14 protein-coding genes are annotated in these 14,492 nt (G+C 60.7%); 3 read left to right on the forward strand and 11 right to left on the reverse strand.

Annotated elements, in window-relative coordinates; all coding sequences use genetic code 11:
* Positions 1 to 4 precede the first annotated feature (4 nt).
* From O3A94_09205 to O3A94_09220, 4 genes are all read right to left on the reverse strand, one after another.
* On the reverse strand, positions 5 to 1,480 hold the full coding sequence (locus O3A94_09205) for a c-type cytochrome (protein MDA1356431.1): 1,476 nt from the start codon (positions 1,478 to 1,480) through the stop codon (positions 5 to 7).
* Between the two features lie 64 nt (positions 1,481 to 1,544).
* A complete protein-coding gene (locus O3A94_09210; GenBank protein ID MDA1356432.1) occupies positions 1,545 to 2,204 on the reverse strand; it encodes a hypothetical protein in 660 nt (219 codons plus the stop codon).
* Between the two features lie 7 nt (positions 2,205 to 2,211).
* The gene (locus O3A94_09215) at positions 2,212 to 3,555 is read right to left on the reverse strand and encodes a caspase family protein (GenBank protein MDA1356433.1); all 1,344 of its coding nucleotides are present in this window, start codon (positions 3,553 to 3,555) and stop codon (positions 2,212 to 2,214) included.
* A 138-nt stretch (positions 3,556 to 3,693) separates the two neighbouring features.
* On the reverse strand, positions 3,694 to 5,202 hold the full coding sequence (locus O3A94_09220; GenBank protein ID MDA1356434.1) for a hypothetical protein: 1,509 nt from the start codon (positions 5,200 to 5,202) through the stop codon (positions 3,694 to 3,696).
* A gap of 95 nt (positions 5,203 to 5,297) precedes the next feature.
* On the opposite strand from O3A94_09220, the gene O3A94_09225 reads away from it, so the two are divergent.
* Positions 5,298 to 5,426: a hypothetical protein gene (locus tag O3A94_09225; GenBank protein ID MDA1356435.1), complete on the forward strand. Its 129-nt coding sequence runs from the start codon at positions 5,298 to 5,300 to the stop codon at positions 5,424 to 5,426.
* 187 nt (positions 5,427 to 5,613) lie between these two features.
* On the opposite strand, the gene O3A94_09230 is transcribed toward O3A94_09225, so the two are convergent.
* Both O3A94_09230 and O3A94_09235 read right to left on the reverse strand, forming a co-directional pair.
* Positions 5,614 to 6,444, reverse strand: a complete 831-nt coding sequence (locus O3A94_09230; protein ID MDA1356436.1) for a phosphoenolpyruvate hydrolase family protein — start codon at positions 6,442 to 6,444, stop codon at positions 5,614 to 5,616.
* Positions 6,445 to 6,465: 21 nt separating this feature from the next.
* A complete protein-coding gene (locus tag O3A94_09235) occupies positions 6,466 to 7,665 on the reverse strand; it encodes a Tm-1-like ATP-binding domain-containing protein (GenBank protein MDA1356437.1) in 1,200 nt (399 codons plus the stop codon).
* Between the two features lie 72 nt (positions 7,666 to 7,737).
* Here O3A94_09235 and O3A94_09240 point away from each other — a divergent pair, with 72 nt between their 5' ends.
* A complete protein-coding gene (locus tag O3A94_09240; GenBank protein MDA1356438.1) occupies positions 7,738 to 8,583 on the forward strand; it encodes an aldo/keto reductase in 846 nt (281 codons plus the stop codon).
* Here the strand turns inward: O3A94_09240 and O3A94_09245 are convergent.
* Complete coding sequence (locus O3A94_09245) at positions 8,577 to 9,380, reverse strand: SDR family NAD(P)-dependent oxidoreductase (protein ID MDA1356439.1); 804 nt, start codon at positions 9,378 to 9,380, stop codon at positions 8,577 to 8,579. The genes O3A94_09240 and O3A94_09245 overlap by 7 nt on opposite strands.
* A gap of 148 nt (positions 9,381 to 9,528) precedes the next feature.
* Between O3A94_09245 and O3A94_09250 the strand changes: the two genes are divergently transcribed.
* Entirely contained in the window at positions 9,529 to 10,857 is a 1,329-nt protein-coding gene (locus O3A94_09250; GenBank protein ID MDA1356440.1) for an SEL1-like repeat protein, read from the forward strand.
* Between the two features lie 41 nt (positions 10,858 to 10,898).
* Here O3A94_09250 and O3A94_09255 read toward each other — a convergent pair whose 3' ends face one another.
* From O3A94_09255 to O3A94_09270, 4 genes are all read right to left on the reverse strand, one after another.
* Positions 10,899 to 11,663 (reverse strand): N-acyl homoserine lactonase family protein, encoded by a 765-nt coding sequence (locus O3A94_09255; protein ID MDA1356441.1) that lies wholly within the window; start codon positions 11,661 to 11,663, stop codon positions 10,899 to 10,901.
* Positions 11,664 to 11,689: 26 nt separating this feature from the next.
* Positions 11,690 to 12,997 (reverse strand): iron-containing alcohol dehydrogenase, encoded by a 1,308-nt coding sequence (locus O3A94_09260; GenBank protein MDA1356442.1) that lies wholly within the window; start codon positions 12,995 to 12,997, stop codon positions 11,690 to 11,692.
* 86 nt (positions 12,998 to 13,083) lie between these two features.
* Positions 13,084 to 13,749: a class I SAM-dependent methyltransferase gene (locus O3A94_09265; protein MDA1356443.1), complete on the reverse strand. Its 666-nt coding sequence runs from the start codon at positions 13,747 to 13,749 to the stop codon at positions 13,084 to 13,086.
* Positions 13,750 to 13,983: 234 nt separating this feature from the next.
* On the reverse strand, positions 13,984 to 14,445 hold the full coding sequence (locus O3A94_09270; GenBank protein ID MDA1356444.1) for a hypothetical protein: 462 nt from the start codon (positions 14,443 to 14,445) through the stop codon (positions 13,984 to 13,986).
* Between the last annotated feature and the right edge of the window lie 47 nt (positions 14,446 to 14,492).

A 14,492-nucleotide genomic window follows, 5' to 3' on the forward strand; every position in this document is an offset into this window, starting at 1 on the left:
CTCCTTATTCTCGATTGTATAGGGCGGCGACGGGAAGGCCGCTCGGGACGCGGGCGGGGACAATGTCGGGCATGCGGTCGGCGAGACCGTCTTCCAGAGTCTTTAGGAAGGCGATCAAGTCGTCGATCTCAGCCTCAGTCAATTTAAGGCCGCTGGCAAGAATGTAGGAGACCGAGCTGCGCTTGCCCCGATTCCAGCTATGCGTGCCGTCGGCGTTTTCGGCGTCGGCGAGGTTTAAGGGATCGTTATGGTGGCGGATGGCGGCGTGCAGAGTGGTGGCGACGCCATCATGGAAATAGGGCGCGCTGAGCGTGACGTTGCGCAACGGCGGCGTGCGGAATTTGTAGAGATCGCGTTTGTCTTCGGTGACGTGAAAGCGCCCAAGATCATCCGAGCTGATATTCTTACCGGGGCCGATTTGGCGCACGGCCAATGAATGAAACTCGAAATCGCTGAACAGCGGGCCGGAATGGCAGGCGGCGCATTTGCCTTTGCCAAAAAACACCAGCGCGCCCGCTTTGGCACCGTTGGAAATTGCCAGGTCATCGCCGAGGAGATATTCGTCCCACGGCGTATGCCGCGTGGCGAAGGCGATTTTTTCAAAATGGCCGATGGCGTTGACCAGTTCGACGATGGAGAGCCCGTCAAGCGAGGTATCGGGGTAGGCGGCGCGCGCGAGGCGGCGGTATTCTTTCTGCCATTCCTTGAGTTCAAGCTCGCCGTCCTCGTCCCTGACGGTTTCACTGAGCCGGGGGGCGATGAGCCGCGTGACAAGCGCCTCCTGCACGCGTTTTTGCTGCACCGGACCGCTTGCGCCCGCCCCTGCTTGGGCCAATTCGTTGGGCAGCTCCGCATGGTCATCGGGAAGGTCGCGGTCTGAGTGGTCGCCGGGCCGGCCCAGCATTTCATCGACACCGGCAATCGGAAACAGCGCCTGCGCGGCAAGAAGGTTTTCGACGCCGTCGGGGAAGCGGTCTCCCATGGGGGAAGCGAAATAGATCGTCGTATCGTCTTTGTCGTAGGAGCGCGCTTCGCGTATCGCGTCGTCATCGAATTCGACGCGGCCGTCCCAAAACATGTTGGTCACGGCGGGGTGCCCGCGGTTCCACACATCGGGTGAATTGCGCGGTGTTTCGTTGCCGCGTCCGCCAGCCAGACGATGTTCGCCGAGCCGCTCGCCATCGACGCCGACCGCAAGCGGTTGCGCGTTCGAGGTGCCGCGAATTGGCAGATGGCAGGTGGCGCAGGCGACTTCGCGCGCACCACTGAGGACGGGGTCGAAAAAAAGCGCCTGGCCCAAGATGTATTTGGCGTCGATGACGAAAGGCGGACTTTCGAGCGGCGTTTGCCCGTGCGACGCGATCACAGCGCGCAGCATTTTGTCGTCGACCGATTGCGACAGCGCAACACCCGGCGCGAGCAGCAGCATGAGCAAAGCGGCAAATACCGCCGCGCGGGTTTTCGCGCCCCAATTTCTCATGTCATATCCGCAGCAGTTTTCGCATGGCAATAAAATGCCATGGCGCGGCCTGCCAATCCAGGCGTTAACGATCAAGGAAGATGATGCGCCCGATCAGCGGGCCGCCCTCGGCCTCGGCCAAGGGGTCGACGGCGAAGGTAACCTGACTTTCACCAGCGGTAGCGCGGTAGTGTCCGCCCGGGGCAAGGCGGAGTGCCGTTTTGGCCATATCCGCGGCGCCGCCCTGTAGCGCCACTACGATCGGCGGTGTGGCGCTGTCGAGGCGCTGCACGGTCACTTCCGTCGCTGCGCCTGAATATCTAAAGGCCGGTGTCAGGCTGAACAGGATAACTTGGGGCGGCGCAGCGCTGTCGTCGCCGGGCGCTGCGCGGTAGGCCATGGCGCCGCTTTTGTCGGAGAGGGCGTCTGACAGGATCAGGCTGCCGCCGTCGCATTCGACCAGTTCGCGAAATACCCGGCCGCGCTGTACCGCGCTCTGCTCAATGCCGACGGTGACCACACCGCCGGCGATCGTCTCGCGCCAGCATGAGCGCAGATAGCCCAGCACCAGCCGCCCGCCCGAGCCGAGCGTAATCACCGTTCCGGCTTCCACCATGTCGAATAATTGCACGTCGCCGGTATCGCCTTCGCTCTCTTCGACGATGGCAACCAATTCGCCGGCGCGCGCCGACGTCAGGGCGGCGGCGAAAAGTGCCAGCAGGCAAAGGAAAAGAACGAGTTTCATGTCAATTTCAATCCGCCGCGTCGGCACTGATCAACGCCAACGGAAAATCAGCCTCCACGGGTTTGCCGACGGCTGGTGTCTGGCGGCCGGCCGTCAATTTCTTAATCCGCCGGGAAATATAGGCGTCGAGCGTTGATACCGTTACTTCGCCGTCGCCGAAAAGATCGGCGCGACCTGACAAACCTTCCAATAAGGCTTCGGTAAAAGCGCCGTTCTCCCAATCGGCGTTCTCCAGTGAAAGTTGGGCGTGGGTCGACGAAGCGAAGACGATCACGCCGTTTTCCGGGCTCGACAGATCATTGACCACCCGCACCACGTCGCTCGACGGCTCGCCGGGCCTACCCCAAATGCCGCCGGCGCGGCAGGTGTCGACGAACAGCAAGCTGCGGGCAGCGAGTGACGTCAGCGCTTGCTTGATTTCGTCATAGGCCAAGGCAGTTTCCGCCAGGTGGGCTGGATCGCCGTCATGCGGCAGGAAGAAATAGCGCCCTGATGCGTCATCGACGCCGTGCCCGGCCAGAAACAATGCCGCGAAATCACCCGCTCGGGCCTCGCGGGTGAGCCAAGCCAAGCCGTCACGCAGCGCTGCGCCGCTGGCCTCGGCGTCGGAGAGAATACGTACATGAACCTCGCCATAGGCTCGGCCGTCTTGCCCGCTCAGTATGGCGGCGAAGTCGCGGGCGTCCTTATGTGCGAAACTGAGGCGGAGTTCTTCGGCGGCGTAATTGCTGACGCCGGCAGCGAGCAAATAGAGATCGGGGCGCTTGTCCTCGGCGCCGCCGGACCAGCGCAGGTTAAGGCGCGCCGCTTCGCTCACCGTGCCGCGCGTGCCTTCCGCTACCACGGTTATTTCGCTGTCATGGCGAGGCACAGTGAGCGCCATTTCAAACGTTGTGCCGCTTGCGAGATCGGCAAGATCGCCTTCCAGCATGGCGATCGGCCGGCCATCGGCGCGTACCTGAACGGCGCGCAGCGTATCGCCCACGGCGGCGCGCACGGATAGCTCCAGGGTGACCCGCGGTGCGGATATCTCAGCGCCACCCGTGAGCGCAAGCGAAGCGATGACCGGCGGCAATAAATTTCCGATGTTACCATCCGCTGTCTGCGTCTCGGTGGCATCTGCGTCCTCATCGTCTAATGCCCGTCTGACGATATCGGGCCGGTAGTAGACATTGCGGAAGCGGCTGACTGAGAAAAAATCAGCGGCTTGGTCGGGGCCGCGGTTAACGTGCCAGCCGGCTAGCGAATCGCCGCCCGGCGAAGCCAGGTAGTGACCGGCAGGTGTCCAGGCGACCCAGCGCGCGCTGTCTTTGTGCGGAAACATCGCCAGTAATTCGGTGCCGTCCGTCATGCGGTACCAGCGCAGCGAGCCATCGCCGAATGCGCCGACGGCGAGGCGGCTATCGGGTGTGATGTTGAGCGCCCAGGCCTCGCCCGGCGCCTGGAAGCTCCATATTTCCTGTGCGTCTGTGCCGTAGCGGATTATCCGCTAGCGGGTGCCAAGCAGGATGCCGCTGGCGTCCGGGGTCACGGCGTAGCTTTCCGCACGTTCATAGGGCAGCAGAGCAAGCGCCGCACCATTCAAAGTCGGTGCATAGCTGCCTTGCCAATCGGCGACCGCCAGGGCTGTTGATTGCAGAATCGGTGGGGTGAAATTCTCGGCCGGCGGCGGCGGATCGAGCAGGAGTGTCCGCGCCTGGAGCGTGAACAGTGCCGCTTCGCTGCGTTCAGAAGAAAATTTAAAATAGACTTCGGATCCGTCGGCGGAGAGCTTGAAATCGCTGCCCATGTCGCGAAAATCGGCGGCGTGCGAGCGCCATTCGAACAGCTTGACATGATTTTCGTCGATGGCGCCAAGCGCCGGCTCCGAACTGGCGAAATAGACGCCGCCCTCGGCGCGCGGCGCGAGATAGGTAACGCCTTTGGCGGAAGCCGCGGCGACGTCTTGCGCTTGACCCCGCCCGCCATCCTCCCAGCGCCGCACGGGATGCGCACCAGCGCGTTTGAATTCGCCGCCGGCATAAAGATACTTGCCGTCAGACGACCAAGCGGTGCGCCACATATCGCCGTTATCGACATCATTCATTCGCGGGCAAAATTGTAGCGCCAAATTCTCCACCAACAGCACATCGACACGCTGGCGCTCGGAATAGCCGACGGCCAAATATTTTCCGTCGGGCGAGAAGCTGGCCGATGTCGGCCAATCACCACCCGGCGCGCGGCGTGCGCGGATCAAATTGAATTCGCTATCGAACAGGCGGATAGACCCGTCTAGCGAAACCGTCACCAGCCGGCCGAGGCCGTCGAACTCCACCCAACCTGAACTCGGCGCCGCCACGCCCTCGAAATTGTCGGCGTCGAGATAGGGCAGGTCGGAGGCGCTGCAGTTTGGGTCGTCGACATCGTTCTCGTCGCCGCGCGGCAGGCCACCCGGATGGTGCACCGGGTGATCGGCGGCGACGGTGAAATCGCCCACCCGGTAAACCCGAAATCCGAAACCGCCCTTGAACGTGACCGCGAGATGACGGCCGTCGGGCGAATACGCCAGATGTTGACCGCGGTGCGGCAAATCAGCGACGCGGCGGATCATTTCCCCGCTGGCAACATCGAAGAGATAAAGGCTCCAATTGAGGCCGCCTGATTCGCCGGTCCATCCCGTTGTCGCGATGGTGCCGCCATCGGGCGAGATGGCGACGCCGTAAAGTGCGCCCTCGCGCGCTGCGCCGATCGGCACGCGCAGCGTGCGGATCAACCTGCCATCAAGCAGCGACCACAGCCGCAACGTCTTGTCATAGGATGCCGAGGCCAGGAGATTGGTGCCGGGATGAATGGCGATGCGGCCAATTTTGGCAGTGTGCATGCCGGTTTCAATGCGCAGCACCGGCACTTCCGAAAGCCCGGCCGGCGTGTCGGCCCGCGTGGCGCTTGCGGTGCAAAACATAGCGATGCCCAAGGCAAGGCGCGTCAATAGGGCGACCGCACGCGACGTTGTGATCATGATTACGCTATTGTTAATCCGGACATTGTATAGTCAATTTGTATTCTAGGGACTTTACCTGAGGAGACACCGATATGCTGCACTGGCGTTTATTGATGGCGGCACTCGTTTTGACCTTCGTCATGGGTCTGGCGCTGCCGCTCACCGGCCTGAGCACGAGCGTGGCGTGGGCCGGCGATCCTGACGATCCCTACGTCCCGCCGGAAGATCCCGACGATCCCTGAGCGGCATAATTCGACCGTGGCGTAAACCCGCTTAGTCGGCGAATTTTCATGCTCGGCAGTGCCGAGCGCGATCGGCGTCTCTGTCCGACCCACGGCAAATATGTGACTGTCGCGTATCTTTCGCGCGAGCGCGTTGGCGCGGTCATCGCGGGCAAAGAATGCGCGCTGGCGCGCCTTAACTCCGTTGCTAAAACGACAGATTCTTGAACTTCCGCGTTTGCTCGGTCAGGGCGATCTCGGTCGGCAGGCGTTCCATGCTGCTGGCGCCATAGAAGCCGTTGACGTGCCTGCAGTTGCGCAGAATGTATTCGGCGTCACTGGGCTCAGCGATCGGACCACCATGGCAAAGGATGATGGCGTCCTTGCGCACCGCCAGCGCGGCGGCGGCCCAGTCATCGATCAAGCCAACACAATCAGCGAGAGATTTAGAGGTTTGCGCGCCGATGGCGCCACTCGTGGTCAAGCCCATATGGCAGACGATGAGATCGGCGCCGGCCGCGGCCATGGCTTCGGCGTCCTCGGCGCTGAACACATAGGGCGTGGTCAGCATGTCGAGCGCATGGGCGGTCGCAATCATGTCAACCTCCAGGCTATAGCTCATGCCGGTTTCTTCCAGATTGGCGCGGAACACCCCGTCGATCAGACCGACGGTGGGGAAATTCTGTACCCCGGCGAAGCCCATAGCCTTTAACTCGGTGAGGAAAACTTCCATCATCACGAAAGGATCGGTGCCGTTCACGCCGGCGATCACCGGCGTGTGCGTGACCACGGGCAAGACTTCCGCCGCCATCTCCTTGACGATGTCATTGGCGTTGCCATAGGCGAGTAGCCCGGCGAGTGAGCCGCGTCCGGCCATGCGATAGCGCCCGGAATTATAGATAGCGATGATATCGATGCCGCCGGCCTCTTCGCATTTGGCCGATAACCCAGTGCCGGCGCCGCCGCCGACAATTGGCTCACGCGCCTTGACCATGGCGTGAAATTTATCCAACAGCGCCGCGCGCTCGAATTTGGCCATGCGATTGTTCTCCCGTCGTTATTATTCTGCGATGTCGCGCCAAGCGGCGACTAGCGCCGCAGCGAATTCCGGATCGTTGACATGGAACGGGCAGCGCACAAGCTGGTGCGCCTCGGTGGTGATCACCGTTGCCTCCAGCGCTTCAAACAGGGCTGCGTCCGCCGCCGGATCGTGGAACGGCATGTCGGGGGCATCGATCAGCGAGACGCCTTTCTCTGGGATGAGAAATCGTACCGGTCCGGTGAACGTATTGAGCTTTTTACCGATCCATTCGCCGATGGCGCGGTTTTCTTCGGCGTTGGTACGCATCAGGCTGACTTGCGGATTGTGAATATAGATATTTCTTTCGCGGTACTTCTCGGGAATCGTTTCGCGCGCGCCGAAATTGACCATATCAAGCGCGCCGCACGAGCCGACATATGGCAGACCCGCCGCCGCCAGGGCATCGAGGCGCGTTTCTCCGGCGCTGAACACGCCGCCCATCAGCAGGTCGCACACTTCCGTCGTGGTGACATCGATACAGCCGCGCACGAAGCCGTTCTCGGCGAGCTTTTCCATCGATTGTCCGCCGGTGCCGGTGGCATGAAAGACGAGGCAGTCATACTCCGCCTCGAGCAGCGCTCTCACCTGGTCGACGCAAACCGTGGTGACGCCGAACATGGTGAGGCCAATGGCTGGTTTTTCCGCCGGCACATGCGGAACTTGGTGCTGCATCATACCGGCCAAGGCGTGCGCTGCGTTGCCGAGTACGGAGCGGGTGATGCTGTTTAATCCGGCGACATCGGCCACCGAGTAAACCATGGCAATATCGTTGGGGCCGACATAGGGCGCGACATCGCCTGAGGCCACGGTCGACACCAGAATTTTGGGCACGCCCAAGGGGAGGGCGCGCATCCCCGTGGCGACGAGGGCGGTATTGCCGCTGCCGCCGGCGCCGATCATGCCGCCGATATCGTCGCGGGTACGAACGAAATTCGCGAAGGCGTCGGCCATGGCGGTCACCGCGCGGCCGCGGTCATCGCCGAGCAACACAGCTCGGGCGCCTTCTGGATGGTGGTCCGCTACTTCCGCTGCGGGCACATCCACCAGGCCTCCATCGCCTTTGCCGGTACCGAGATCAACCAGGCAGGTCTCGAGCCCGGCGGCCTCGATCAGATCCTTGATGTAGCGCAATTCTGCGCCTTTTGTGTCAAAAGTCCCGGCCACATATGCTTTCACCATAATCCGCTTCTCCGATGCATTCTGTGAGATATTGTTTAGCATGTTTGGCTGGAGCTTCGCGAGGGGAGCGCTATGACGGAAAGACAACGTATGGTGAGCGCGCGTGGTGGGGTAAGCCTACCGGCGCTTGGCCTGGGCACCTGGAAGATGGGTGAAAAGCGCGGGCAAAGAAAAGCCGAAGTGGCGGCCCTGCAATACGGTCTCGATCTCGGCCTCGGGTTGGTCGACACGGCGGAGATGTATGCCTCCGGCGGCGCCGAGCAAGTGGTGAGCGAGGCCATCCGGGGGCGCCGGGACGAGGTCTATTTGGTGTCCAAGGTGTTGCCCAGCAACGCCTCGCGGAAAGGCACAATCAAGGCGGCCGAGCGCAGCCTTAAGCACCTAAATTGCGATCATATCGATCTTTATCTGCTGCATTGGCCGAGCCCGTACCCGTTGGAAGAAACCATAGAGGCCTTCGAGCGTTTGACCGACGATGGCAAGATCGGCCGCTACGGCGTCAGTAATTTCGATGCCGGCGAATTGGAAGACGCCATGGCTGCGAGCGGCGGTGATGCAATTTGCGTCAATCAAATCCTCTACAATCCCGCTCAACGCGCGATCGAAGCCGAATTGTTGCCGTGGTGCACGGCGCGCGATATCGCGCTGATGGCGTACTCGCCGCTCGACCAAGGGAGCATCTTGCAGGACGCCATCTTGGAACAAATTGCAGACGGCCACGGCGTCACCACCGCTACGGTAGCGGTCGCCTGGACGCTGCGCTTTCCCAACATGGTCTCGATCCCCAAGGCCACCGCGGCGGCGCATGTCGACGCTGTCGCCGCCGCGCGCGATATGCAGCTGACGGATGAGGACCTCGCCGCTATCGACCGCGCGTTCCCGCCGCCAGAGCCAGGCGCTCGTCTGGCTATTTATTGATATCCGTGAGTTGCAGCGATGAGGCCGCCATCGACGACGAGGTCGTGGGCGGTCACATATTTGGCTTCATCCGAGGCCAGGAATAGGGCCGCGTAGGCGACGTCCCAGCCCTCACCCATATGGCCCATGGGAACCTGCCTATCACGCTTTTCAATCAGCGCCGCCGTGTCTCCGGCGCCATATTGTGCGGCCAGGCGCACCTCGACCAACGGTGTGTGCATCAGGCCGGGAGAGATCGAATTGCAGCGGATGCCGAGCGGTGCATATTTGACCGCCAGCGCGCGACCGAACTGCACCAGGCCGGCCTTGGAAGCAGAATAACCAACATGGTCGTTGCCGATGTGGCGCAGGCCAGCGATAGAGGAAATATTGACGATCGCGCCGCTGCCTTGGCTTTCCATATAAGGCAGCGCGTATTTGCAGGCGAGAAAGGCCGAAGTCAGGTTGAAATCGAGCTGGCCTTGCCAATCCTCCAGGCTGAGCTCCCGTGGACCGCCCGGCACCGAGCCGCCGACATTGTTAATTAGAATATCGATACGCCCGAATTTGGCGACGCAAGCGTCGATCATGGCTTTGACCTGGTCAGCGTCGGTGACGTCGCAATTATGGGTTTCGCAGACGCCACCTTCGGAGGTGATAATGCCCTGCGTTTCCGCCGCCGCTTCCGCCACCAGATCGACGGCAAAGATGCGTGCACCCTCGCGCGCGAAGGCCACCGCTGTGCTTTTGCCATTGCCCCAACCCGGGCCGACCGATCCGGCGCCGCTTATCAGCGCCACTTTATTTTCCAAACGCATGTGTCTGTCCGCCTCTTTCTTTTATCGATATAAGTTAGTCGGTCGGGATGGTTGTGCGACCGCATGGGAATGACGTGCAGCGAATTTAACTTTCCCCTTGGCCCGGCGCCACTATCCTTTGGTTATATTTGATGCGAAGGCGCAGCGATTGCGAAAACTCCTAATCCCCGCGAGAGGCGGCCTCATCCAGCTTATGGCGTTGAGCGCCCTGTTGTTTGCCATCGCTGGCGCGCTCCAGGCGCAAGAGAAGGCCCCGCCAAATTTCCATACTGCCTACGCCGCTTACGTTCGGGGCGACTATGAGGTGGCGCTCAATATCTGGCTTGTCCTCGCCAAGGGCGGCGATGCCGATGCCCAGTTCAATGTCGCGGCGCTCTATGACAATGGCTGGGGTGTCGAGCGCGACGTGGAAAAAGCGGCGTTTTGGTATGAACGCGCGGCGGCACGCAACATTGCGCCGGCGGAATTGGTTCTGGCGCATATGTTGCGACGCGGAGAAATCGGTGCGCCGGACGGTGAGCTGGCGTTGCGCCGCCTGCGTTCGGCGGCGCATCGGGGTTCCGCCAGTGCTCAGTTCGAACTTGGCGTCGCCTATGACCGGGGCGTGGGCGTCACGCAAAATTACGCCACGGCCGCGATCTGGTATGAAAAGGCCGCGGCCCAGGGCTTGACGGAAGCAATCTACAATCTTGCCACGTTATTCGACGAAGGGCTCGGCCCGCCGAAAGATCATCTCGTCGCGTTGGCCTGGTACCGTCAAGCCGCGCGAGCGGGCAATGCTTTGGCCGAGAATAATATCGGAAATTTGTATGAAAAAGGCCTCGGCGTGCCGCAGGATTATGTGCGCGCGGTTGAATGGTATGGCAAGGCGGCGGCGCGCGGCTTGGCCATCGCGCAGAATAACCTCGCCACCATGTATCATCTCGGCCACGGCGTCGCGCGCGACTTCAAGGCCGCGGCGCGCTGGTACAGTTTGGCAGCCGAGCAGGGTGAACAATCGGCGCAAAACAATCTCGGACTATTGCTGGCCAACGGCCTGGGCGTCACGCGCGACCTGGTCGCGGCAACCAAATGGTTTCTCGTCGCCTCTGGCGGCCCCGACAAGGAATTAGCCATTCGCGCCAGCACCCATAGCCAAATGCTTGCGGCAAAACTCGTCGGCGATGAATTGGCGGCGGTGCAAGACGCGGTTGATCAAACCAGCGCGGCGGCAGCCATCAACGTTGAGATTGAATCCGCGCGGCTTGTGCCCGTCCCCGTTACAACCGCGGCCCTCGGCCACCGGACCGTGACGGTCCAGCGTTTGCTTTCAGCGCTCGGCTATTACCAGGGCGCGGTGGACGGGTTGATTGGCCCGGTCACATTGGAGGCGTTGCAATATGCCCGGAGGGAAGAGGGCATCGGCGCTTCAGTGGGAATTTCCGCCGAGATGATCGACGCGCTCGCTGAAAGTCTCCGTCGCCGTTCAACGCAATAGCACACGGCAACTTTGCAGATGTGCGGAATTTCCCAGGCGGGCTACGTCAGCTCGAGCGGCGCCTGGGGAACGCCCTGCCAAAATTCGGGATCGTGGCCGTAAAAAATCCGCGCGCCAGCCGTTTGCAAGCTGCGCAGCATTTTTAAGGATTCCATCATTTGCTCTTTGTCGTGAACAAGATTGGGCAGATGCAGATTTTCAAGAGATTTGCGGAAATAGCAGGCGTCGGCAGCCAGAATGATATCGCCCGACGCCAGCCTGACCTTGAGCGATTGATGCCCCGGCGTATGGCCGTAAGTGGGAACAGTCACCACCGTGCCGTCGCCAAACAGGTCATATTCGCCTTCGATCGTTTGGATTTGATGGCCGTGGTCATAATCGACCGGAAAATAAGTGTTGGATTCGATCAATTCCGGAATGTGCCCGGCTTCCCATTCCTTTTTCTGAATAATGACCTTGGCGTTGGGGATAAGTTCATTGCCGCCCGTATGATCCAAATGGAGATGGGAGTTGATAATATAATCGATGGAATCGGCGGCGATATCGAGCGCTTCCAGGCGCGCGTCGATCTCTTCTCCGGGTCGAAATTCAGCTTGAAACAAACCGGCCATTTCCGCGCCGATACGGCCCGGCGCGTCGGTTTGCAAATCTGGATGCAGGCCGCTATCGAATAGAACCCGGCCTTTGGGGTGATCGATCAGATAGGCTGGCACCGGAAAGTGGATTCTGCCCGGCGCATCGGCCAACATCAAATCAAGGTCGGCGGTCAACCACCCGCAAGTCATCGCATAAACTTTAACTGTCATATCGCTGCCCCTCCGGCGTTCTGCGCTTACCAGTACGTCATCGAATCTTTGAACAATTGACTGAGATCGGCGCGTGAAATTTTACGCGGCGCGATATCGAGCAGGCGCTTTTGCGGCAGCGTGCGGTCGGTCAGGGCTTCGATATCAGCCTCGCCATAGCCAAGTCCGGAGAGGCCGTTGGGTAGTCCGGTCGCGCGCATCAGCCGGATCACTTGCTCGGCCAGGACCTCCCCCGCCCGTTCGTCGGGGATATTGCGGATATCGGCGCCCATCGCCCCGGCCGCGCGCAAATGGCGCCCGGCTGCGGACGGGCCCATCAGGCGGAACACCGCCGGCGCGTTGACGATCACCGAGATGCCGTGCGGCACCATCGCGTGGTCGTCCGGCCAACCCTCGGGATGATAGTCACGCACCAGCCCGGCGACGGCATAGGACATGGCGTGCGGCACATGACAGCCGGAATTGCCGAAGCCGATGCCGGCCAACATGCCGGCAAACATTAGCGGCTCACGCGCCGATACATCGTCGGGCTCTTTCATGGCGCGCTCGATATTGGCGCCGATTAGCCGGATTGCCTCACTGCAAGCGATATCGCTATAGGGGTTGGAACCTTGGTACATCGGGCGAAGGTTCGACGTCTTGGGCGCTGCGCGTTCCGTATAGGGTATCGCAGTCAGGCTTTCGATAGCGTGGCTGAATACATCGAAGGCATTGGCCGCGACCACGAGCGGTGGCATGGAGGTCAACGCAGCGGGATCGAGAATGCCGAGCGTCGGGCGCAATTCGCGGTGTGCGATGCCCGTTTTCATCTCCATCTCCAACATGTCGAAGATCGCCATGCCGGTGCATTCACTGGCGGTGCCGAACGTGGTCGGGCAGGCAATGTGCGGCTTTAGTGGACCGGGAACGGGTTGGGCTTGTCCCACTGGCAGATTTACATAGGTGAGCAGATCTGCGGGATAGGTGGAATAAAGATTACTCGCTTTGGCGGTATCCATAACCGAACCGCCGCCAATAGATACAAAACCGTCGAACCCGCCTTCGCTCGCGAACTGGGTCCCGGCGCGGAAGGAGCGGTCGGTCGGCTCTACAGCCACTTGGTCGTAGATCTCGACGTCCAATCCGGCGGTGCGAAGCGCGCGCGCGGCAGTATCGACATGTTCGAGTTTTGCAACGCGCGGATCGGTATAAAGCGCCACGCGCGTCATGCCGAGCGCCTTGGCGTCCTGACCCACTTCGCCGATCGCGCCGACGCCGAATTTTAGTTTCGTCGCTTCGATGGTATAGGCGTATTCACCGCCGTCGCGGCGGGTGAAATAATTTTCGGCTGTCATGTCTGTCTTTCGCTGTTCTTTGAATTCAGAATAATGTCTGTCGCGGCTTGGAGTGCGTCAAGAACGGCAATTCCCGGTGCGCTTTATTACGGGCGTTTGCGGCATAAGGTCAGCCCGTCTCCGATCGGCACCATGGAGACGCTCACCCGCTGGTCGGCTTTGATCTTGGCATTGAGGGCGTCGATCACCGGCGTATCGTCGGTCCATTTATCGCGCGATTCGAGCCGGCCGTGATGGAACATATTGTCGAGCGCCAACAGGCCGCCGGGGCGCACCAAATCGAGGCAAGCCTCGTAATAGCTGTCATAGCCCGATTTATCGGCATCGATGAAAGCAAAGTCGTAACTACCCGCCTGGCCTTCCGCCAGCAGATCCGCCAGCGATTTGCGCGCGTCTCCGAGACGCAGCTCGATATTCTCCGCCAGCCCTGCTTCCTGCCAATATCGCTTTGCCGTCGCAGTATAAGTTTCGTTGCTGTCGAGCGCGGTGACATGCCCGCCCGGGCCCATGGCGAGCGCCACGCTGAGCGAGCTGTAGCCGGTAAAGACGCCGATTTCGAGATAGCGTTTGGCGCCGATCAGTTCCGCCAAGATCGCCATGAATGCGCCTTGCTCCGGCGTGATCTGCATGATCGCCCATTCATGGCTTTGCGTTTCCTCGCGCAAACGCTTGAGGACATCGTCCTCGCGAAATCCGTGCGCCAGCACATAATCATGCAGTGCCGGCGTCAGTTCTGTTGGTCTATTCGCCATTTACTATCTCCCAGCTCTAATCGCCGCCCGTGATCGTGCCGTAGAGCGTGGTCCGGGTTTTCTCGACGCTCCCGGTTTCGACGTTCTCAGCTCGCGCGTGAAAGCCTGCGAATAAGCCTAAACTTAAAACAAACGCGACCGTCAATGCGCACAAAATGGCTATGTCTTGAGCCCTCATCCGTCAGAATATCGAGGAAATATTTGAATGGAAATAGTGCCCAACCCGGCATTTTACTAATCGTCGGACTCGGGCAGCGTCTTCGATTCCGGGTCGTTCACTATCAGTTTTAGCGCTCGGTTTCTTTCCTCCGGCGGATTGGCCAAAGATTCGATGGCGTCCGATAATTGGATGAGTTTCTGTTTTTCCCGGTCGATGCGGTGGTTCAACGTATCGCATTTACGCGCGATTTTTTGGTCCGCGTCGCGCAAGGGTTCAATCCGTTGAAGGGCGCGTTCGAGGCTAACCAGATTCGCGTGGTGCCGACGCAAGGCATTGGCCGGTTCCTTGTCATTGCCCAAAGAGACGATGACGCGGTATCCGGTGCCCGTCGAACGCTCAACTTCCTCGACGATTTCGTAGCAAGCTTGCCCGGCTATCCGCTTTTCTCGCACATGCATGGTCATATCTAACCAGAATACGGCGCGGGCGACAAAGCATTCGAGGCCAAGCTGTCCGCCCGAGTTGAGGCCATCCAAAGTTCGCGCCAGCTAATTATCGCGGCGGCGCCAGCTGAACTTGGCAA

The sequence above is a fragment of the Pseudomonadota bacterium genome (assembly GCA_027624955.1).
In the GTDB taxonomy this organism is placed as follows: Bacteria; Pseudomonadota; Alphaproteobacteria; order UBA828; family UBA828; genus PTKB01.